General features: G+C 72.5%; 19 protein-coding genes. 14 read left to right on the forward strand and 5 right to left on the reverse strand.

The window, feature by feature from the left end; genetic code table 11:
• The 6 genes from gatA (at window position 1) to QRN23_RS05075 (ending at window position 6,142) form a co-directional block, all read left to right on the forward strand.
• A complete protein-coding gene (gene gatA / locus QRN23_RS05050; protein WP_285062754.1) occupies window positions 1-1,551 on the forward strand; it encodes an Asp-tRNA(Asn)/Glu-tRNA(Gln) amidotransferase subunit GatA in 1,551 nt (516 codons plus the stop codon).
• Complete coding sequence (gene gatB, locus QRN23_RS05055) at window positions 1,551-3,050, forward strand: Asp-tRNA(Asn)/Glu-tRNA(Gln) amidotransferase subunit GatB (protein WP_056048565.1); 1,500 nt, start codon at window positions 1,551-1,553, stop codon at window positions 3,048-3,050. Before gatA ends, gatB begins: the two co-directional genes overlap by 1 nt.
• 37 nt (window positions 3,051-3,087) lie before the next feature.
• Window positions 3,088-3,885, forward strand: coding sequence for a hypothetical protein (locus QRN23_RS05060; protein WP_192122714.1), 798 nt, complete (start codon window positions 3,088-3,090; stop codon window positions 3,883-3,885).
• Window positions 3,878-4,714 carry a DUF3097 domain-containing protein gene (locus QRN23_RS05065; protein ID WP_285062755.1) on the forward strand — a complete coding sequence of 279 codons (837 nt, stop codon included), beginning with the start codon at window positions 3,878-3,880 and terminating at the stop codon, window positions 4,712-4,714. The genes QRN23_RS05060 and QRN23_RS05065 overlap by 8 nt, the downstream gene beginning before the upstream one ends.
• Before the next feature lie 137 nt (window positions 4,715-4,851).
• The gene (locus QRN23_RS05070) at window positions 4,852-5,691 is read left to right on the forward strand and encodes a spermidine/putrescine ABC transporter substrate-binding protein (protein ID WP_285062756.1); all 840 of its coding nucleotides are present in this window, start codon (window positions 4,852-4,854) and stop codon (window positions 5,689-5,691) included.
• 52 nt (window positions 5,692-5,743) lie between these two features.
• On the forward strand, window positions 5,744-6,142 hold the full coding sequence (locus QRN23_RS05075; RefSeq protein ID WP_082460565.1) for a DUF3054 domain-containing protein: 399 nt from the start codon (window positions 5,744-5,746) through the stop codon (window positions 6,140-6,142).
• A 10-nt stretch (window positions 6,143-6,152) separates the two neighbouring features.
• Here QRN23_RS05075 and QRN23_RS05080 read toward each other — a convergent pair whose 3' ends face one another.
• Window positions 6,153-7,853, reverse strand: a complete 1,701-nt coding sequence (locus QRN23_RS05080) for a discoidin domain-containing protein (protein ID WP_056049150.1) — start codon at window positions 7,851-7,853, stop codon at window positions 6,153-6,155.
• Between the two features lie 83 nt (window positions 7,854-7,936).
• Entirely contained in the window at window positions 7,937-8,263 is a 327-nt protein-coding gene (locus QRN23_RS05085) for a DUF7882 family protein (protein WP_285062757.1), read from the reverse strand.
• 191 nt (window positions 8,264-8,454) lie between these two features.
• Between QRN23_RS05085 and QRN23_RS05090 the strand changes: the two genes are divergently transcribed.
• From QRN23_RS05090 to QRN23_RS05110, 5 genes are all read left to right on the forward strand, one after another.
• Entirely contained in the window at window positions 8,455-9,171 is a 717-nt protein-coding gene (locus QRN23_RS05090) for a DedA family protein (protein ID WP_285062758.1), read from the forward strand.
• Between the two features lie 109 nt (window positions 9,172-9,280).
• Complete coding sequence (locus QRN23_RS05095) at window positions 9,281-10,129, forward strand: hypothetical protein (RefSeq protein WP_285062760.1); 849 nt, start codon at window positions 9,281-9,283, stop codon at window positions 10,127-10,129.
• A 90-nt stretch (window positions 10,130-10,219) separates the two neighbouring features.
• Window positions 10,220-11,230 (forward strand): SDR family oxidoreductase, encoded by a 1,011-nt coding sequence (locus tag QRN23_RS05100; protein ID WP_043594173.1) that lies wholly within the window; start codon window positions 10,220-10,222, stop codon window positions 11,228-11,230.
• The gene (locus QRN23_RS05105; RefSeq protein WP_159827008.1) at window positions 11,227-12,690 is read left to right on the forward strand and encodes a phytoene desaturase family protein; all 1,464 of its coding nucleotides are present in this window, start codon (window positions 11,227-11,229) and stop codon (window positions 12,688-12,690) included. The genes QRN23_RS05100 and QRN23_RS05105 overlap by 4 nt, the downstream gene beginning before the upstream one ends.
• A gap of 108 nt (window positions 12,691-12,798) precedes the next feature.
• Entirely contained in the window at window positions 12,799-13,254 is a 456-nt protein-coding gene (locus QRN23_RS05110) for an SRPBCC family protein (RefSeq protein ID WP_056048541.1), read from the forward strand.
• An 83-nt stretch (window positions 13,255-13,337) separates the two neighbouring features.
• Here the strand turns inward: QRN23_RS05110 and QRN23_RS05115 are convergent, their stop codons facing one another.
• Window positions 13,338-15,020 (reverse strand): long-chain-fatty-acid--CoA ligase, encoded by a 1,683-nt coding sequence (locus QRN23_RS05115; protein ID WP_285062761.1) that lies wholly within the window; start codon window positions 15,018-15,020, stop codon window positions 13,338-13,340.
• Between the two features lie 123 nt (window positions 15,021-15,143).
• Between QRN23_RS05115 and QRN23_RS05120 the strand changes: the two genes are divergently transcribed.
• The 3 genes from QRN23_RS05120 (at window position 15,144) to lepB (ending at window position 17,714) form a co-directional block, all read left to right on the forward strand.
• A complete protein-coding gene (locus QRN23_RS05120; RefSeq protein WP_200412293.1) occupies window positions 15,144-15,962 on the forward strand; it encodes an SDR family oxidoreductase in 819 nt (272 codons plus the stop codon).
• 106 nt (window positions 15,963-16,068) lie between these two features.
• Window positions 16,069-16,986 carry an oxygenase MpaB family protein gene (locus QRN23_RS05125; protein WP_285062762.1) on the forward strand — a complete coding sequence of 306 codons (918 nt, stop codon included), beginning with the start codon at window positions 16,069-16,071 and terminating at the stop codon, window positions 16,984-16,986.
• An 86-nt stretch (window positions 16,987-17,072) separates the two neighbouring features.
• The gene (gene lepB / locus QRN23_RS05130; RefSeq protein ID WP_056048528.1) at window positions 17,073-17,714 is read left to right on the forward strand and encodes a signal peptidase I; all 642 of its coding nucleotides are present in this window, start codon (window positions 17,073-17,075) and stop codon (window positions 17,712-17,714) included.
• A gap of 66 nt (window positions 17,715-17,780) precedes the next feature.
• On the opposite strand, the gene QRN23_RS05135 is transcribed toward lepB, so the two are convergent.
• Complete coding sequence (locus QRN23_RS05135) at window positions 17,781-19,475, reverse strand: long-chain-fatty-acid--CoA ligase (protein WP_056048526.1); 1,695 nt, start codon at window positions 19,473-19,475, stop codon at window positions 17,781-17,783.
• Window positions 19,476-19,561: 86 nt separating this feature from the next.
• The gene (locus QRN23_RS05140) at window positions 19,562-20,119 is read right to left on the reverse strand and encodes a TIGR03086 family metal-binding protein (RefSeq protein WP_056048524.1); all 558 of its coding nucleotides are present in this window, start codon (window positions 20,117-20,119) and stop codon (window positions 19,562-19,564) included.
• Window positions 20,120-20,154 lie beyond the last annotated feature (35 nt).

The raw sequence follows: 20,154 nt of genomic DNA on the forward strand, positions 1-20,154 counted from the left end.
ATGACCGACACCACCTCGCTCGTCCACCTGTCCGCCGCCGAGCTGTCGACCCGCCTCGCCGCCGGCGACGTGTCGTCGGTCGACGTCACGCGCGCCCACCTCGACCGCATCGAGGCGGTCGACGGGGACGTCCACGCCTTCCTGCACGTCAGCACGGCCGCACTCGACACGGCGGCCGACGTCGACCGCCGCCGCGCCGCGGGCGAGGCCCTCGGCCCGCTCGCCGGCGTCCCGATCGCCATCAAGGACGTCCTCTGCACGATCGACATGCCGTCGACCTCCGGCAGCAAGATCCTCGAGGGTTGGGTGCCGCCGTACGACGCCACCGTCGTCGCCAAGCTGCGCGCGGCCGACCTCGTCCCCCTCGGCAAGACCAACATGGACGAGTTCGCGATGGGCTCGTCGACCGAGTTCTCGGCCTACGGACCCACGCACAACCCCTGGTCGCTCGACCGGATCCCCGGTGGCTCGGGTGGCGGCTCCGCGGCGGCCGTCGCCGCCTTCGAGGCGCCCCTCGCCCTCGGCAGCGACACCGGCGGGTCCATCCGCCAGCCCGGTGCCGTCACCGGCACCGTCGGGGTCAAGCCGACCTACGGGTCGGTCAGCCGCTACGGCGCGATCGCCCTGGCCAGCTCGCTCGACCAGGTCGGCCCGGTCAGTCGCACGGTACTCGACAGCGCGATGCTGCACGACGTCATCACGGGGCACGACCCCCGCGACTCCACCTCGCTGCGCGACGCCTGGCCCTCGTTCACCGAGGCGGCCCGCACCGGTCTCGCCGGCGGGGCCCTGCAGGGTGTCCGCATCGGAGTCGTCCGCGAGCTGAACGGCGAGGGCTTCCAGGCCGGCGTCAAGGCCCGCTTCGCCGAGGCCCTCGAGCTCATGAGCGCGGCCGGTGCCGAGATCGTCGAGATCTCGGCCCCCAGCTTCGAGCACGCGATCAGCGCCTACTACCTGATCCTGCCGGCCGAGGCGTCGAGCAACCTCGCCAAGTTCGACTCGGTGCGCTTCGGCCTGCGGGTCGTCCCCGAGGGAGGCGGCACCGTCGAGGACGTCATGGCCGCCACCCGCGAGGCCGGCTTCGGCCCCGAGGTGAAGCGCCGCATCATCCTCGGCACCTACGCGCTGAGCGCGGGCTACTACGACGCCTACTACGGCAGCGCGCAGAAGGTGCGCACCCTCGTGCAGCGCGACTTCGCGGCGGCGTTCGACCAGGTCGACGTCCTCGTCTCGCCGTCGGCGCCCACCACGGCGTTCCGGCTGGGCGAGAAGATCGACGATCCGCTGGCCATGTACCTCAACGACATCACGACGATCCCGGCCAACCTGGCCGGCATCCCCGGCATCACGGTGCCGATGGGCCTGGCCGCCGAGGACGGGCTGCCGACGGGGTTGCAGTTCATGGCCCCCGCGCGCGGCGACGCCCGCCTCTACACCTACGGCGCCGCCCTCGAGCAGTTGCTCGAGCAGGGCTGGGGCCACACGCTCATCTCGCGCGCGCCCGACCTGAGCGCGACCGAGCAGACCGCCGCCACCGAGGGAGTCATCTGATGGCCAAGGCAGACCTGATGGACTACGAGAAGGCCCTCGAGCAGTTCGAGGTCGTCCTCGGCTTCGAGGTCCACGTCGAGCTCGCGACCAAGACCAAGATGTTCTCGGACGCCCCGAACTTCTTCGGTGGCGAGCCCAACACCAACGTGACCCCGGTCGACCTGGGACTGCCCGGATCGCTGCCGGTGGTCAACGAGCAGGCCGTGCGCTACTCGATCAGCCTCGGCTTGGCCCTGGGCTGCTCGATCGCCGAGAGCTCGCGCTTCGCCCGCAAGAACTACTTCTACCCCGACAACCCCAAGAACTACCAGGTCAGCCAGTTCGACGAACCCATCGCGTTCGAGGGCGAGGTCGAGGTCGAGCTGCCGGACGGGACCGTCTTCGCGATCCCGATCGAGCGCGCCCACATGGAAGAAGACGCCGGCAAGCTGACGCACGTCGGCGGGTCGACCGGTCGCATCCAGGGCGCCGAGTACTCCCTCGTCGACTACAACCGCGCCGGCATCCCGCTCGTCGAGATCGTCACCAAGCCGATCATCGGGGCGGGCGCCAAGGGCCCCGAGCTGGGCGCGGCCTACGTGTCGACCATCCGTGACATCGTGCGGGCCCTCGGCGTCAGCGAGGCCCGCATGGAGCGCGGCAACCTGCGCTGCGACGCGAACGTCTCCCTGCGTCCGCACGGGCAGGAGAAGCTCGGCACCCGCACCGAGACCAAGAACGTCAACTCGTTCCGTTCGGTCGAGCGCGCGGTCCGCTACGAGATCCAGCGTCAGGCCGCGATCCTCGCCGCGGGCGGCACCATCACGCAAGAGACGCGCCACTGGCACGAAGACACCGGTCGCACCTCGGCGGGCCGCCCCAAGAGCGACGCCGACGACTACCGGTACTTCCCCGAGCCCGACCTGCTGCCCGTCGTCCCTCCTCGCGAGCTCGTCGAAGAACTGCGTCTGGCCCTTCCCGAGGCGCCGGTCGCCCAGCGTCGCCGGCTCAAGTCCGAGTGGGGGTTCGCCGACCTCGAGTTCCAGGACGTCGTGAACTCCGGCCTGCTCACCGAGCTCGTCGAGACCGTCGCCGCGGGTGCCTCACCCCAGGCCGCACGCAAGTGGTGGACCGGCGAGATCGCCCGCCTCGCCAACGCGCAGGGCGTCGAGGCCTCGAGCCTCGTGTCGCCCCTGCACGTCAGCGAACTCATCGCGCTCGTCGAGAGCGGCGAGCTGACCGACCGACTGGCCCGTCAGGTGCTCGAGGGTGTCGTCGCCGGCGAGGGCAGCCCGTCCGAGGTCGTCGAGGCCCGCGGGCTGAAGGTCGTCTCGGACGACGGCGCGCTCATCGCCGCCATCGACGAGGCCCTGGCCGGTCAGCCCGACGTGCTGGCGAAGATCCGCGACGGCAAGGTCCAGGCCGCCGGTGCCGTCATCGGCGCCGTCATGAAGGCCATGAAGGGGCAGGCGGACGCCGCGCGCGTCCGCGAGCTGGTGCTCGAGCGGGCGCAGGCCTGATCGACGTGACCACGGCCGCGGCAGGGAGCGGCGCACGATGAACCTCGTCGCGCGTCTGCGCCCCGCCGTGCCCGTGGCCGTCGCCCTCGTCGGCGTGCTCGTGACGCTCGCGGTGGCCTCGCGCGTCCTGCCCGGCCGGGTCGTGATGGTCCACCTCAGCGAGACGGGTGGGTCGGCGTTCGCGGCGAGCCGTGACGACCTCGTCCTCCTGGGCGCCGTGCTCGTGGTCGGCATCGTCGTGACCTGGTCGGTGTCGGCTCTGTTCCTCGCGGTCACGCCCGCCCGCCACGTGCTCGTCCCGCACGCCGCCTTCTGGAAGAACCCGGCCAACCGGGCCGAGATGAGGCGCCGGTACCAGCGCTACCTCGCGGTGGCGACCAGCGCCTCCCTGTGGTTCGTCGCGGCGCTGTTCGTCCTGGCCCTCGTCTCCCAGGGCGGGCCCCTCGCGGCCTGGTGGCTGCCCGCGGCCGTGTCGGCCGCGTTCGTGCTCTTCGTCCTGGGTGGTCTGATCTGGGTGTTCACGGCCGGCTTCACGCCGACCCCGGCGGGCGTCGCGGTCCGCACGGCCGCATCCGACCGCGAGGCGCGGGTCGCGTCGTCACCGTCCTCCACCCGCGTCGCGCTCCCGAAGCCCGACGCGTCGGCGGCGCGTCCGCCGAAGGTGAGCGCGCGTCCGACGGAGGCGACGCCACGGAGCGGCACCGCGCCTCCTGCTCCGTCCCCCCGGCCGGGCCGCACGTCCGGGCGTCCCGAGACCGCACCCGCCGACGGCCCGCGAAAGGGCCCACCCCGCCCCTACCAACCCCGACCACGCTCCGGAGGCCCCCGTGGATGACGACCGGTACGGTGCCGACGTGCTCGCCGGCGACTGGAAGCGCTCGACGAAGCCGGCGCCGACGCCGACCGACGCGGTCCGCGACCTCGTGGTGGAAGAGGTCCGGTCGGGCTTCACGGGCGCGATCGTCCGCGTCGAGGCCGGCACCGTCGAGCTCGAGGACTGGAAAGGCCGGGTGCGGGCCTTTCCGATGTCGGGCTCGTTCTCGATCGATGGCGCCCCCGTCGCGCTGCGGGTGCCGCGGGCGGCACCCCAGGGGCGCGCGCGCACGGCGTCCGGCTCGTTCGCCGTCGAGGGGGTCAAGGCCCGGGTCGCCCGTCAGAGCCGCATCTTCGTCGAGGGACGGCACGACGCCGAGCTGGTCGAGAAGGTCTGGGGCTCCGACCTGCGGGTCGAGGGCGTCGTCGTCGAGTACCTCGAGGGCGTCGACCACCTGGCCGACGTGCTCCGCGACTTCCGGCCGGGGCCCGAGCGACGCGTCGGCGTGCTCGTCGACCACCTGGTGCCGGGCTCGAAAGAGAGCCGTGTCGCCGAGGGCATCGCCCGCAGTCCGCTCGGCCGCCACGTGTTGGTGGTCGGGCACCCGTTCGTCGACGTCTGGCAGGCCGTCAAGCCCGGGCGGCTCGGTGTCGAGGCCTGGCCGGTCGTGCCCCGATCCGTCGAGTGGAAGCACGGCGTGTGCGAGGCCATGGGCTGGCCGCACGAGGACCAGGCGGACATCGCGCGGGCCTGGCAGCACATCCTGTCGCGCGTGCGGAGCTATGCCGACCTCGAGCCGTCGGTGCTCGGCCGGGTCGAGGAACTCATCGACTTCGTCACGTCGGGCTAAGTCCCGGCGTCGACGCGGGTGACGCGGCCCGAGTCGTGCATCGCCGTCGACTCCGCCGGGCTGCTCGGACACCTCGATCCCCGGGAATCGCCCGGGCGTGTCGGCGTCCCGGCCGCTTTTCGCCCTAGATTCGAGGCATGGCCGAGCAGATCGAGGGACGCGTGAGCTCTGCCGTCGACGCCTGGCTGCGCTGGCTGCCCCGGTGGCACATCGGCACCGCCCGCGGTCGCACGCGACCGTGTCGGGTGTGCCTCGGCTCGCCCGTCGCCACCGCCGCCGGATTCGACCACGACGTGCCGCACGCCGTGCAGCACGCGCTGTTGAACCGGATGCGGCAGATCGTCGACGACGACGTCGACGAGTACACGGCCCGCAACCTGCCGCTCGTCACGCGCGAGCTGCGACTCGCCGAGGCCCAGGAGGCGCGGGGCTACCGACCCGAGCAGGGTCTCGACCCCGAGTTCCAGGGTCTCGATCTCGACCCCGAACCCGAACCGGGCCAGCCGTTCCTCTTCACGCTCGCCGGGCTCGCGGGGATGCCGGCGGACGCCGGCATCGTCCCGCCCGACCCGACCGTCGTGGGCGGGTCCACGGACTCCACGTCCGAGGCCGACGTCGCTGCCGCGCCGTTCGACCCCGACGACCTCGACGGCTGGCTGCTGCCGCCCGATTCGGCGATGCCGACCGACGCGCCCCTGCTCGACGATCCTCGTCCGGCCGCCGGATCGGAACACCGACCGGGTCCTGCCCCGCGACCCGAGCCCGAGCCCGAGTACTCGGACGAGGCCAAGGCCGCACTGCGACACGAGATCACCCTGGCGGGCGACCACGCCGAGTCCGTCGGCACGAGCCTGTGCCTGGCCCTGGTGCAGCACCGTCCGCGCATCGCCGAGGCCCTCGACCGCCTCGTGGCCCCCCAGGTCGACGAACTGCTGGCAGAGTTGTCGCGCGCACTCGAGCAGCCGCGGTCGCGCTGAACCCGAGCGACCCGGTCCGCGGCTGGAGCCGACGTCACGAGAGGACACCGAGATGACCCGCCCCAGCCCGACCTCGTCCCCGACGACCCGGCGGCGGGAGGTCGGCCCGGCCTGGTGGCCGATCGTCGTCGACCTCGTCGCGGTCCTGGCCTTCGTCGTCATCGGCCGTCGCAGCCACGCCGAAGGTCTCGACCTGCCCGGCCTGCTCGGCACGCTGTGGCCGTTCGTGGTCGGCTCGGTCGTCGGCTGGGCGAGCGTGACCGGCGTCCGCTGGCCGCTGTCGGCCGTCCGCTCGGGAGCGGTCGTCTGGGTCTCCACCGCCGTGATCGGCGTGCTGCTCCGTGTGGTGAGCGGTCAGGGTGTGCAGGTCAGCTTCGTCGTCGTGACGGTCGTCGTGCTCGGCGTGTTCGTCGTGGGGTGGCGAGCGGTCGCCGCCCTCGTCCGCCGCTGACGCGGGGACCTCAGACGACGCGGACCGAGCGGGCCTCGATGCCCACGTTGCCCCGGCCGTCGAGCGCGTAGACGTAGATCTTCCACACCCCGGGGCGGGACGGGGCCTGCACCGTCATGGTCCCCGGCCCCGTGGTGGTCGCCGGCATCGGCCGGAGGGACTCGTCCCCGTCGACGTACCGGCTCGTGGCGTAGACCCGGTAGGTCACGGGGTCGCCGTCGGGGTCGGTCACCGAGGTCGTCAGCGTGACGGGTGTGCCCGGGCGCACTCCCGAGGCCGGGGACAGCGTCATGGAGCGCACGACGGGCGACGTGTTGGTGGGCGCCTCCCCGCCGTAAGCGCGTTGGACCGCGAAGTACGACAGTCGACGGAGACCGTCGGTCCGCAGGTTCAACCAGACGCCGGGCTCGTCGTTCTCGAGGCCGTAGTTGAAGACGGTGGCCCCGAGGGCGACGCCGGGATGGGACAGGACGGCCTGCCACGCGGCGGTGTAGGCCCGGGCCTTGGCCTCGTCGCCGGGTTCGAGCGGGATGCCGTTCGCGTCGTCGGGGACCTCCCACGAGCCGGCCGGACCGGTCTCGGTCACCAGGTAGGGCTTGGTGTAGCCGCCGGAGGTCCACCCGTCCTCGAGGTACCCGACACCGCCGTACGAGTTGACCGAGTAGAAGTCGAGCGACGGAGCGTGCTCCTCGTAGTACGAGAGGGCGCCGATCCAGGCGTCGGTCGAGGTGACGGGGTGGCCCGGGTCGATCGAGTGGATCGTCCGGGCGACCTCGTCGACGAAGCGGGCGTAGGCGACCCGTTGGGTCTCGCCCTGCCCCAGCATCACCTCGTTGCCCACGTCCCAGGCCAGGAGGCTCGGCCGATCCCGGTAGGCGGCCACGGTCGAGCGGATGCTCGCCAGGGTGGCCGTCTTGTACGCGGTGTCGCCGACGTAGTCGACGCCGTGGTCGAGCCACAGGCCGGCGACGACGTGGAGACCGGACGCCGACGCGGCGTCGAAGAGGCGCCCCGAGCCCGTGTCGGTGCCCCAGGTGCGGACCGTGTTGGCGCCCATCGAGGCGATGTCGGGGAAGTGGGTGGCCGCCTCGGCGACCGGGGCGCCGTAGGTGACCCCCTCGACCATGAAGGGCCGCCCGTCGACCTCGAGGCGCCACGAGCCGGCACCGCCGGCGAGCCGGACGCCCGGGGTGGCGGACGGCGACCCGGTCCGGGACCCACGCACCGTCAGCTCCGACAGCGAGTACCCCGTGCCCGTGGCCGAGACCGTCGCGAGCACCCGGACGTGCCTCCCCGTCCCGGCCACGTCGTACGTGTCCGTGCCGCCGTCACCCCGGGTCGTCGACGCCAGCGTGCGCCAGGTCTTGCCGTTCGACGAGATCTGGACCTCGTAGGCCGTCGCCGGGGCGTCACCCCATTGCAGCAAGACCTGCGACACGTCGACCTGCGGCCCAATGCTGACCTGCAACCACTGCGAGCCCGCCCGCGCGCTCCTCCAGCCCGTCCGCCCGTCGCCGTCCACCGCGGCCGCTGCCGGGGTGGACCGCGAAGAGACCGACGAGGCCCCCGCACTGCGTCCCTGCGAGAGGACGGCGTCCGAGGCCCGGGCCGCGACGGGGGCCTGGGCCGTCACGAGGGTCGCGACCAGGGCGACCGTCATCATCGTGGCGATCGTGAGACGGCCCGCGCTCGCGCGCCTGGCACCCTGCATGACCGCCCCCTCCGTCGCCGTCGGGCCCACGGTACGGAACGGACCCGAACCGGGTCAACGCCTCGAAAGGGGGGAGGTGCGGGTCAGCCGCGTCGTTTGGCGCTGTTGTCGAGACTGGGCTCGTCGGTGAGGACGAGGCCGGACGAGCTGTTCGACGAGGCCGTCAGCTCGGTGAGCCAGTCACGGTTGATCGACGGCACCCGGCCGCCGGAGTACTTGAAGTAGAGCGAGATGCCGGCGTCCAGCCAGATGCTGCTGCGACCGTCACCGACCTTCTGCGTGTCGCGCCACGAGAAGAAGAACGACTCGCGGCGACGCAGCTTGGTGGCGATGACGATCTGGAGGTGTTCGAGCACGCGGTCCTCGAACTCGACCTCGATGCCCGAGGTTCCGTAGATGAGCGATCCCATTGGGGTCCTGTTTCGTGAGTGTGTCCGGCGTCGGAAACCAAGCCGACACAGGTCAATGTAGCAAGCGATGCGGTGTTCCCCGTCAGGCGCAGCCCACCCGGGCGTTGTGGGCGGACGCGCAGGCTGCCCCGCCATACTCGGGGCTGCCGATCCGTTGCGCCCCCGAGCGCCCGACCGACCACCTGGGAGCCATGACCTCGACAGCCCTCGTCCTCCGCGCCTCCTCGTCCTCGAGCCAGGACGTCGTCGCCGACCTCGACGGCCTCGTCGGGTTCGCCGCCCGCGTCATCGACGCCCTCGGCGAGTGGGGCGTCGCCCTGCTGACCTTCGTCGAGACCGTGTTCCCGCCGATCCCCAGCGAGGTCATCCTGCCGCTGGCCGGGTTCCTGGCCGGCGCCGGGTCGATGAACATCGTGCTGTTGATCGCGCTGAGCACCTTCGGCGCCTACCTGGGCGCCCTGGTCCTCTACGGGCTCGGGGCCGGTCTCGGCCTCGACCGCAGCATCCGGTGGCTGGCCAAGCTGCCGCTGGTCGACCGCCACGACTTCGAGAAGGCGGCCGGCTGGTTCGAGCGCCACGGGCGGTCCGCGGTGTTCTTCGGCCGGTTCATCCCGGGCGTGCGCAGCCTCATCTCGCTTCCCGCCGGTGCCGAGCGCATGCCCCTGCTGGTCTTCTCGGTCTTCACGATCGTGGGCAGCGGCCTCTGGAACGGGCTGTTGATCGGGTTGGGCGCCGCCCTCGGCACCCAGTACGAGCTCATCGACCGGTACGCGAAGTACCTGGACTACGTCGTGTACGCCGCCATCGCGGGCGTCGTGGTGTTCCTCGTCGTCCGGTCGGTGGGCCGCCGTCGAGCCGGCGTCGACGACGCGTCGCGTGACGCCGTCGATCAGGACGTTCGCGGCTGACGTTCCGTCGCCGTCCAGGCGGCGGGCCGGGACGATCCGTACCGTGGTGGGCAGACCGACGTCGCGCCCCGCGCGCGGCACCGAGCACACGATCCGACAGGACACCACCATGGGATTCCTCGACCGCCTCCTCGGCCGCGAGCCGCAGCAGGGCCAGCCGCAGCAGCCCTCCGCTCCGCAGGGCTACCGGTACGGGCAGCAGAGCTACGAGCAGCCCGCCGCCCCGCAGCAGGGGTACGGCCAGCAGGGGTACGGCCAGCAGGGGTACGGCCAGCAGGGCTACGGCCAGCAGCCGTCGGTCCCGGCCTCGTCGGCCGGCACCGGCCCGGCCCGCAGCGACGACGAGATCGCCGTCGAGCGGTACCGCTACCTGCTGAAGACCGCCCCGCCCGAGACCATCGAGCAGGTGCACGCCGAGGCGTTCGCGAAGCTCAGCCCCGAACAACGCCGTCTCGTCTTCGACCAGCTGACGGCCGAGTCGAGCCCCGGCGAGGCACCGCGCGGCGACGACGCCGGCTCGCTCGCCCAGGCCGCCACCCGGTCCGAGCTCCGACGACCCGGGACCCTCGAGCGCACCCTCGGCGGCGGCCCGGACGGACGGCAGCAGGTCGGGCCGAACGGCCAGCCCCTCCGTCAGGGCCCCGGCATGGGTTCGATCATCGGCGGGTCGATCCTGGGCACGGTGGCCGGTTACGTCATCGGGTCGACCCTGATGAGCGCGTTCCTGCCCGACGCCGGGGCGACGGCGGACGGCGGCGCGGGTGACGACGCCGGCGGCGACCAGGGCTCCGAGGGCGAGGGCGGCGCGGACGGCGGTGCCGACGCCGGCACCGAGACGGCGAGCGACGGCGGCGGCGACTTCGGTGCCGACGGGGCCGGCGACTCCGGCGGGGGCTTCGGGGACTTCGGGGGAGGCGACTTCGGCGGAGGGGACTTCGGCGGAGGCTTCGACATCTGACACCTGGGCATCACCCCCGGGACGGACCTCCGGTCGCGGACTAGCGTCGGGGGTCCGTCCACGATCCGCCGAGAGGCCCGAGGTAGCACCATGACCAGCACGAGAACCGCCGTCGTCACCGGAGGGTCCGCGGGACTCGGCCGGGCCACCGTCCGAGAGCTCGCCGCGCGCGGATGGGACGTCGCGATCCTCGCTCGGGGACAGGACGGCCTCGACGGGGCCGTCCGCGACGTCGAGGCCGCCGGTCGCCGTGCGCTGGGCATCTCGACCGACGTGGCCGATCGCGCCCAGGTCGAGTCGGCCGCCGATCGCGTCGAGGCCGAGCTCGGGCCGATCGACCTCTGGGTCAACGACGCGATGGTCGGTGTGTTCGGCGAGTTCCTCGAGACGGACCCCGACGACTTCGAGCGGGCCACGGCCGTCAACTACTTCGGCTTCGTCAACGGCACTCGTGCGGCCCTGTCGCGCATGGTGCCCCGCGACCGCGGGCAGGTCATCCAGGTGGGATCGGCGCTCGCCCACCGAGGCATCCCGCTTCAGGCCTCGTACTGCGGTGCGAAGCACGCCGTCCAGGGCTTCACCGAGTCGGTGACGACCGAGTTGATCCACAACAAGAGCTCGGTGCGGATCAGTACGGTCGACATGCCGGCCCTCAACACCATCCAGTTCAACTGGGTGCGCTCGACCCTGCCCGAGCACCCCCAGCCCGTGCCGCCCATCTTCGAACCCGAGGTCGGGGCCCGGGCGATCGCCGACGTCGCCGACAAGCCGCGTCGCCGGACCTGGCTCGGCGAGCCCACCGTCATGACGGTGCTCGGCAACCGGTTCGTCGCGAACTTCCTCGACGTCTACCTCGCCAAGAGCGGGTACTCCGGCCAGCAGGCTCCCGACAAGAGCGAGCCCATGCTGCCCGACAACCTCTACGAGCCCACGGCCGGTGACCACGGGGCTCGCGGCATCTTCAGCGACCGCGCGCGCACCACGAGTCCGCAGGTCTGGTACACCCGCAACCGTGCCCTGACCGTGGGGGCCGTGGTGGGGGCGTCCGCGGCCGCCACCGCCGCCGTGGTGGGTCGGGTGACCCGCGGGCGTCGGGCATGAGCGCCGCGCCCGAGGTGGACGCGGTCGTCGTCGGTGCGGGGCCCAACGGTCTCGCGGCGGCCGTGGTGCTCGCTCGGGCCGGTCTCCGCGTCGAGGTCGTCGAACGGGCCGACACGATCGGTGGGGGAGCGCGCACCCAGGAGGCGACCCTGCCGGGCTTCCGCCACGACATCTGTTCGGCCGTGCACCCCATGGCCCTCGCGTCGGGGTTCTTCCAGCGGTTCCAACTCGACCGCCGGATCGAGCTGACGGTCCCCGACATCTCGTACGCCCACCCGCTCGACGGCGGACGTGCCGGCATCGCCTACCGTGACCTCGACCGGACGGCGGACGGACTCGGTGCCGACGGGGCCGCCTGGGCGCGCCTCCTCCGGGGTCTGGTCGAGACCGAGCCCCGCATGGCGAAGTTCACGATGCGCGAGCTCGTCCGGGTGCCGGACGACCCGGTGACCCTCGCGCGCTTCGGTCTGGCCGCCCTGTCACAGAGCGGCCCCTGGTGGAACGCCGGGTTCTCGGGTGACGAGGCCCCTGCCATGCTCGCCGGGGTGATGGCCCACGCGATCCGCCCGATGCCGAGCCTGTCGACCTCGGCCGCCGGGCTCGTCCTGGCCGTGCACGCGCACGCCCGGGGCTGGCCGGTGCCGACCGGTGGCAGCCAGTCGATCGTCGACGCCATGGCCGACGACGTCCTGGCCCACGGAGGCACCATCACGACGGGCGTGGACGTCACGTCGATCGACGAGCTGCCGAGGGCGAAGGCCACGATCTTCGACACGAGCGCCCGTGCCCTGGCCGACATCGCGGGCAGTCGTCTGCCCGACCGGTACGAGCGCGCCCTGCGGCGCTTCCGGTACGGGAACGCGGCGGCCAAGGTCGACTTCGCGCTGTCGGGGCCGGTGCCCTGGGCGAACGACGAGGCCCGGCGCAGCCCCACGCTGCACCTCGGGGGGACGCGGGCCGAGATCGCCTCGGGAGAGCACGACGTCGCCTCGGGTCGACACGCCCGCACGCCGTACGTCCTGGTGGCCCAGGCGGGCGTGGTCGACGGCACGCGCGCCCCCGACGGTCAGCAGGCCCTGTGGGCGTACACGCACGTGCCGCGCGGGTCCACGGTCGACCAGACCGAGACCGTCATCGCCGGCATCGAGCGCTTCGCGCCGGGGTTCCGCGACACGATCCTGGCCACGAACAGCCGGACGGCGGTCGACCTCGAAGCGCACGACCCCAACTACATCGGCGGCGACATCGCCGCCGGGGCCCCGAGCGTCTGGCAGCTGGCGGCACGGCCGACGCTGTCGACCGAACCGTGGCGCACGCCGACGCCGGGCCTCTACCTGTGCTCGTCCTCGACCCCGCCGGGCCCCTCGGTGCACGGGCTGGGTGGCGCCTACGCCGCGCGCAGCGCCCTGAAGCACGAGTTCGGCATCGACCGGCTGCCGTACCTCGGAGTCGACTCCTGATCGCGTCGACTCCCGACGGGGGAGGCGCCCGACGCCCGATCTGATCCACGGCGGCAGGGGCGCGTCAACGGGGTGCGCGGCGCGCGGGGACCGTGCCAGGATCGACGGATGAGCACCACGCACCGCTTCATCGAGGCCTCACCCCACGACGTCTTCGACGTGCTGAGCGACGGGTGGCTCTTCACGAGCTGGGTCGTCGGGTCGGCGCGCATCCGCGAGGTCGAACTGACCTGGCCGAGCGTCGAGGCCAGGGTCCACCACTCGTTCGGGGTCTGGCCGTTGGTCATCGACGACGTGACGACCATCCTCGAGTGGGACCCTCCGGTCCGGGCCGTGTTCCACGCCAGGGGCTGGCCGATGGGCGAGGCCCGGGTCGAGATCGACGTGCGCAACCGCATGGGCGGCTGCTTCGTCACGATGACCGAGTACGCCGTCGCGGGCCCCGGTCGGCTGGTGCCGAAGGCCCTGATGGACCCGCCGCTGCACTGGCGCAACAGAGAAGCGCTGCAGCGACTGGCCTGGTTGGCCGAGGGTCGCATGACGGATCGCGTCTCGCCCAGCTGAGCCGCGCCTCCTGAGCCGCGGCCGCGGGTGGACCGACCCGCACCTGCCGACCGTCGTCCGGTCGAGGAGGCGCGGGTCCGGTCTCAGCGCTCGGCCAGGGAGTCGCGTACCTTGCGGCGCAACACCTTGCCGATGAGCGACCGGGGGAGGTCGTCGACGACGACGATGCGCCGCGGCACCTTGTACGGCGTGAGGTGCTTGCGCGCGAACGAGCGCAGGGCCGCGACGTCGACGTGGGCGCCCGGCTTCACGACGATCGCGGCGGCCACCTGTTCGCCGCCGGGGGTGGGCAGACCCACGACCGCGGCTTCGGCGACGCCCTCGAACCGGGTCAGGACCTCTTCGACCTCGGACGGCGAGACGTTGAAGCCGCCGGTGATGATGAGCTCCTTGATGCGGTCGACGATGCGGACGAACCCGTCGTCGTCGATGGTGACGATGTCGCCGGTGCGGAACCAGTCGCCGTCGACGAAGACCTCGCCCGATTCTTTCGGCTTGCGGTAGTACCCGCTGAAGACCTGCGGGCCACGGACGATCAGCTCGCCGCGTTCTCCGGCCGCCACGTCGACCGTGGGGTTCTCGGGGTCGACGACGCGCACCTCGGTGCCCGGCAGGGGCAGACCGACCGTGCCCGCGCGGCGCGTCGGACCGACGGGGTTGGCCATGAGGACGGGCGAGCACTCGGAGAGCCCGTAGCCCTCGACCAACCAGCCGCCGGACTCGGCCTCCCACGGCTCGACGACGTCGGCCGAGAGCGGCATGGCCCCCGAGATCGCGACGTCGACGCCCTTCAGCGAGACGCCGGCGTCGTCGGCGGCCTTCTGCAGACGGGCGTAGATCGGGGGGACCGCGGGCAGGAAGGTCGGCGGGTGCTTCTTCATGACCTTGAGCACCAGCGCCGGGTCGAAGGCCGGGAAGAGCACGAGTCGGGCGCCCATGCTCATCGCGAAGGTGAGGCAGAGCGTCAGGCCGTACGCGTGGAACATCGGCAGCACCGCGTAGACGACGCAGGTGCCGCGCTCGATCGTCGGCACCCAGGCCTGGGCCTGCGCGGCGTTCGACAGGAGGTTGTGGTGCGTCAGCTGGGCACCCTTGGGCGCGCCCGTGGTGCCGCTCGTGTACTGGATGACCGCCAGGTCGTCGGTGGTCGGTCGCGGGTGCCTCGCCTTGATGCGCGACGAGCCGACGACCTTCTCCCACGGCGTGGTGCCCGTCACGGTCGACGTGAGGCGCTCCCGTGACTGGCGGGCCTTCTTGATCGGCAGGGCCAGGGCCGCCCGCGTGGTGAACGGCATCGCCCGGGTGACGTCGACCGAGACGAGGTGTTCGACGGCCACGTCGTCGGGGAAGGCCTGGATGGTCTCGACCACCTTGTTCCAGGCGATGGCCACCTTGGCGCCGTGGTCCTCGAACTGGTGACGCAGCTCGCGCGGCGTGTAGAGCGGGTTGTGCTCGACGACGATCGCGCCGAGGCGCAGCACCGCGTAGAACGCGACGACGTGCTGCGGACCGTTCGGCAACACGATCGCGACGGTGTCGCCGTGGCCGACCCCGAGCTTGCGCAGCCCCTCGGCCGCCCGCGCGATCTGGTCGACGAGCTCGGAATAGGTGGTCGTCGCCCCGAAGAACTCGAGCGCCACCGCCCTGGGGTACCGCGCCGCGGAGGCCTCGACCAGGTCGAGCAGCGAGCCGTCGACCGGTTCGAGGTCGTGCGGCACGCCGGGTGCGTAGGAGTCGAGCCAGGGACGAGCGCTGTCGGTGGTCACCGGGCCACTCTATCGACCGCCGGGCGTACCCCGTGGGCTCGGTGCCGGCTGGCAACCTGACCGCGGACGAGGAGGCGCGGCGCAGCATGGTCCTCGACATCACGAAGAGAGGAACGACACATCGTGAGCAAGGTCTGGTTCATCACCGGTGCATCCAAGGGCTTCGGCCGCGAATGGGCCGAGGCGGCCCTCGAACGCGGCGACATGGTCGCGGGCACCGCACGGAAGATCGACGACGTCACGCCCCTCGTGGACGCGTACGGCGACTCCTTCCTGCCCCTCCAGCTCGACGTCAACGACCGTGCGGCCGACGTCGCCGCGGTGCAGAAGGCCGCCGAGCACTTCGGACGGCTGGACGTCGTCGTGAACAACGCCGGCTTCGGCCACTTCGGCATGATCGAGGAGATCACCGAGGACGAGGCCCGTGCCCAGCTCGAGACGAACCTGTTCGGCGCCCTCTGGGTGTCACAGGCGGCCCTCCCGATCATGCGCGAGCAGGGCTCGGGTCACATCGTCCAGGTGTCGAGCATCGGCGGCATCAGCGCCTTCCCGACGGTCGGCATCTACCACGCCTCGAAATGGGGGCTCGAGGGCTTCAGCCAGTCGCTGGCCCAGGAGGTCGCGGGCTTCGGCATCAAGGTGACCCTCGTCGAGCCCGGCGGCTACTCGACCGACTGGTCGGGCCCCTCCGCCTCGCGCAGCGACGAACTCGAGGCCTACGCCGACGTCCGTGAGGCCGCGTCGAAGCGTCCCTCGGCCGCCGACCCCGGCGACCCCACGGCCACCCGTTCGGCGATCCTCACGGTCGTCGACGCCGACGAGCCGCCGCTGCGCGTCTTCTTCGGCAAGGCGCCGCTCGAGATCGCCACGAAGGACTACGAGTCGCGTCTGGCGACCTGGAACGAGTGGCAGCCCGTCTCGATCGAGGCTCACGGGAACTGAGACCCACCCCGAGTCGCACGCCGCGCCTCCTGCCCCTCCCCGGGACGCAGGAGGCGCGGCGTGCGTCCGGTGCGAGCGTCCAGCCACCGCGGCGCATGATCGAGGCATGCCCGCACTGACCGAACCGCTCCGCGCCCGCCTGCAGTACACCTTCAACGGGCAGTACACGGGCACGCCCGAGTGGGTCACCGACCTCGAGAAGGGCGACGACGAGGGGTTCTTCCTGCCGGGCTCGGCGGTGTGGGCCGTGCACGGCGCCATGTCGACCATCCCCGCCGGCGTGCGGGCACTGCTCGTGCAGGCGCTGCACCCGGGGGCGCTCGCCGGCGTCCACGACCACTCGCGCTTCCGCGAGGACCCGCTCGGCCGTCTCGCCGGCACCATCCGCTGGATCTACACCGTCTCGTACGGCAGCCGCGAGGCCGCCACCCACGCGTCGAACTGGGTGTCACGCCTGCACGCGAAGGTCGTCGGCACGTACGACGACCGGAACGGCGTGACCCACGACTACGCCGCCAACGACCCGGAGCTGCTCAGCTGGGTGCACATGGCCTTCGCCGACTCGTTCCTCGCCGCCTACCTCGAGTGGGGCCGGGAGGCGATCCCCGGGGGGCCCGACGCCTACGTCCGCGAGTGGGCGACGGCCGGCGAGCTGATGGGCGTGCCGAACCCGCCGCGCAGCGTCGCCGAGATGCAGTCACAGCTGATGGACTTCGACCGCCGGGGCGTGCTCGAGCGCACCGCGCGCACCGACGACGTCGTGAAGTTCATCAAGCGGCCCCCGCTCTTCCCCGCCCTGAAGGTCGGCTATCCCGTGCTCTTCAACGGCGCGGTGGGCACGCTGCAGCCGCGCTTCCGCGAGTTGCTCGGGCTGCGCGCGCCGCACGTCGGCCCGATCGGCATCCCGACCCGGGCGCCGGCGCAGGCCATGCTCGCGGGCGTCGGGGGAGTCCTCGGCAAGCGACCCGTCGCCGAGGAGCACGCCCTCGCCCGGCTCGACCGCATCGGATGGACGGCCGCCTGACGGACGACCCGGGGCACCGGGACCGTGGCCCCACGGCCCCCTGACCGGGGAGGGCGGGCGCGGGCACGCGCTGACAGGATGAGCCGGTGACCGACAGCAGCCCCCTCGCGGACGCGACCGACGAGGGCGAGGGGACCCGCGCCTCCGGGATCCGCCGGAACCCCACGGGCCGGTGGCTGCTCGAGTTGCTCGCGATCGTCCTGGTGGGGCTGTTGCTGTCGTGGGGCGTGCGGACCTTCCTCGTGCGCAGCTTCTCCATCCCGTCGGGATCGATGGAACGGACGCTGATGATCGGCGACCGGATCATCGTCAACGAACTGGCACCCGGACTCCTGCCGTTGCACCGCGGCGACATCGTCGTCTTCGAGGACCCGGGCGGGTGGCTCGGCTACGGCGACGACGCCGGTCAGGACCTCGTCAAGCGCGTCGTCGGCCTGCCGGGCGACCACGTCAGCTGCTGCGACGCGGACGGCCACGTGCTCGTCAACGGCCGGGCCCTCGACGAGCCGTACCTCACGCTCGCCGACGGCGGACCCCGCGCCTCGGCGACCGACTTCGACGTGACCGTGCCCGAGGGGGCGCTCTGGGTGCTCGGCGACAACCGCGACCGGTCGGCGGACTCGCGCGCACACCAGACCGGGCCCTACGCGGGCTTCGTTCCCGTCGACGACGTGATCGGGCGGGCGTTCGTGATCAGCTGGCCGGTCGACCGGTGGCAGGGCCTCTGACCACGCCGACCGGACACGCCGACGGGGCCTGCCGACGGGGCCCGTTGGCAGGACCCGCCCGAAGGGTCAGCCCGCAGCGATGAGCCGGTCGCGCACCTCGCGCCGCAGCACCTTGCCGATCAGCGACTTGGGCAACTCGTCGAGCCGGACGACCCGCCGCGGCACCTTGTAGGCCGCCAGCTGGCCGCGTGAGGCTTCGCGGATGGCCTCGGCGTCGAACGCGGCACCCGGCTCGAGCACGACGGCCGCCACCACGTCCTCGCCGCCGCCCGACCGGGGCAGGCCGACCACGGCCACCTCGGCCACGCCGGGGGCGTTGCGGACCGCCTCCTCGACCTCGGAGGGGGCGACGTTGAAGCCACCCGTGACGATGAGCTCCTTGATGCGGTCGACGATCGTGACGTACCCGTCGGTGCTCATCGTGACGATGTCGCCGGTGCGGAACCAGCCGCCCTCGAGGAAGGCCTCGGCGGTCTCGTCGGGTCGGTTCCAGTAGCCGCGGAACACCTGCGGGCCCCGCAGCAGCAGTTCTCCGGCGGCCCCGGCGACGACCGGGCGGCTCGGATCGGGGTCGTCGCGGTCGACGACCAGGGCCTCGGTCGACGGGAACGGCACGCCCACGGTGCCGACGCGACGGGTCGGACCGATCGGGTTGCCGAGGGCGACGGGCGAGGTCTCGGTCAGTCCGAACCCCTCGACCAGCATGCCGCCCGTGACGCCCTCCCAGGCCTGGACGACGGCGGTCGGCAGGTTCATCGCGCCCGAGATCGCGAACCGTGCCGACGACAGGTCGACGCCGCGCTCGCGGGCCGCGTCGGCGAGGCGCTGGTAGATCGGCGGCACGGCCGGCAGGAAGGTCGGCGGGTGCTTCTTCGCGGCCTTCAGCACGAGGTCGACGTCGAACTTGGGGAAGAGGACGAGGCGCGCCCCGATGCTCATCGCGAACGTCAGGCAGAGCGTGAGGCCGTAGGCGTGGAAGAACGGCAGCACGCCGTAGACCGTCTCGTCGCCGTCGACGAGTCCCGGCACCCAGGCGCGACCCTGCGCGGCGTTGCTGCGGAGGTTGCGGTGGGTGAGGATCGCGCCCTTGGGCGAGCCCGTGGTGCCGCTGGTGTACTGCAGCAGGGCGATGTCGTCGACATCGGGTCGGGGGTGCTTCTTGCGCAGCGGACGGTTCGCGAGCAGCCCCTGCCAGGTGACGTCGCCCTCGGCTCCGTCGGTGAGGGCCGCGCGGCTCTTCTTCGCGGCGGGCACCGGCAGCTTGAGGGCGAGGCGCGTGCCGAGGGGCATGCCCTTCGTCACGTCGACCGAGACCACGGTCGAGAAGCCGATGTCGGCGGGCAGGGAGCGCAGTCGGTCGACCAACTTGTCCCAGGCGATGGCGATCGTGGCGCCGTGGTCCTCGAAGAGGTGGCGCAGCTCACGGTCGGTGTAGAGCGGGTTGTGCTCGACCACGACCGCGCCCAGGCGCAGCACCGCGTAGAACGCCACCACGTGCTGCGGGCTGTTCGGCAGGATCAGGGCGACCCGGTCGCCGCGACCCACGCCGAGCCTCCTGAGGCCCTCGGCCGCGCGGGCGACCTGGTCGCCCAGGTCGCGGTAGCTCGTCTCGCGGCCGAAGAACTCGAGGGCCGGCTTCTGCCGGTACGTCGACACGGCGTCGTCGATGAGGTCGACGAGGCTGCCCGTCACGGGCTCGATGTCGGCGGGGACGTCGGGGGCGTAGCTGTGCAGCCACGGGCGATCGATCGGGGCGGTCATGCCCCCACCTTGGCAGGGCCGGGTGATGAACCCCCGGGAGGCGCGGGTCGGGTCGCCGAGGACGCCCACCCGGGTGGGCGGACGGCTCAGCGGGCGTCGCGCCCGGTGAGGGCCAGCAGGCGGATGCGCAGCGGCGCGTCGTCGTCGACCGGGACGGGGGACGCGAACAGGCCCGAGGCCTCGAGGGCGTCCTTCTGCGGCGCGAACACGCCCCAGACGGCCTCGACGAGCGCGTCGTCGAGCTCTTCGTCGGTCCCCACGGCGCGGGCGAGGTCCCAGGTGTGGATCGTCACGTCGGCGACCTGCTCGGCGAGGTACTCGTGGACGGGCACGACGTCGGCGCTCAAGCGCACCTCGGCGTGGGGGTCGGCCGCGCTCCAGGCGGCGGTGGCGGCACCGGACCACCGGTGCCAGGCCTCGACGAGGTCGTCGCCGAGCGGCTCGATGGAGTTCTCCGCCTCGGAGGGGTCGCCGCCCTCGAGCAGCAGCGGCACCCACTGCTGCTCGCGCGTGACGTGACGCACGAGGTCGCGCACCTTCCACTCGGTGTCCGGCGTCGGGGCGTCCCAGTCGGCCACGGCCTCGACGCGACGGGCGAACTCGTCGTGGGCGGTCTTCTGCAGGGTGATCCAGTCGACGGTCATCGGGAAGTCCTCTCGGGGCGGGGCGGTGGCTCTCG

Origin of the sequence: Frigoribacterium sp. ME-P-080, from assembly GCF_030209595.1 — a bacterium.
GTDB lineage: Bacteria > Actinomycetota > Actinomycetes > Actinomycetales > Microbacteriaceae > Frigoribacterium.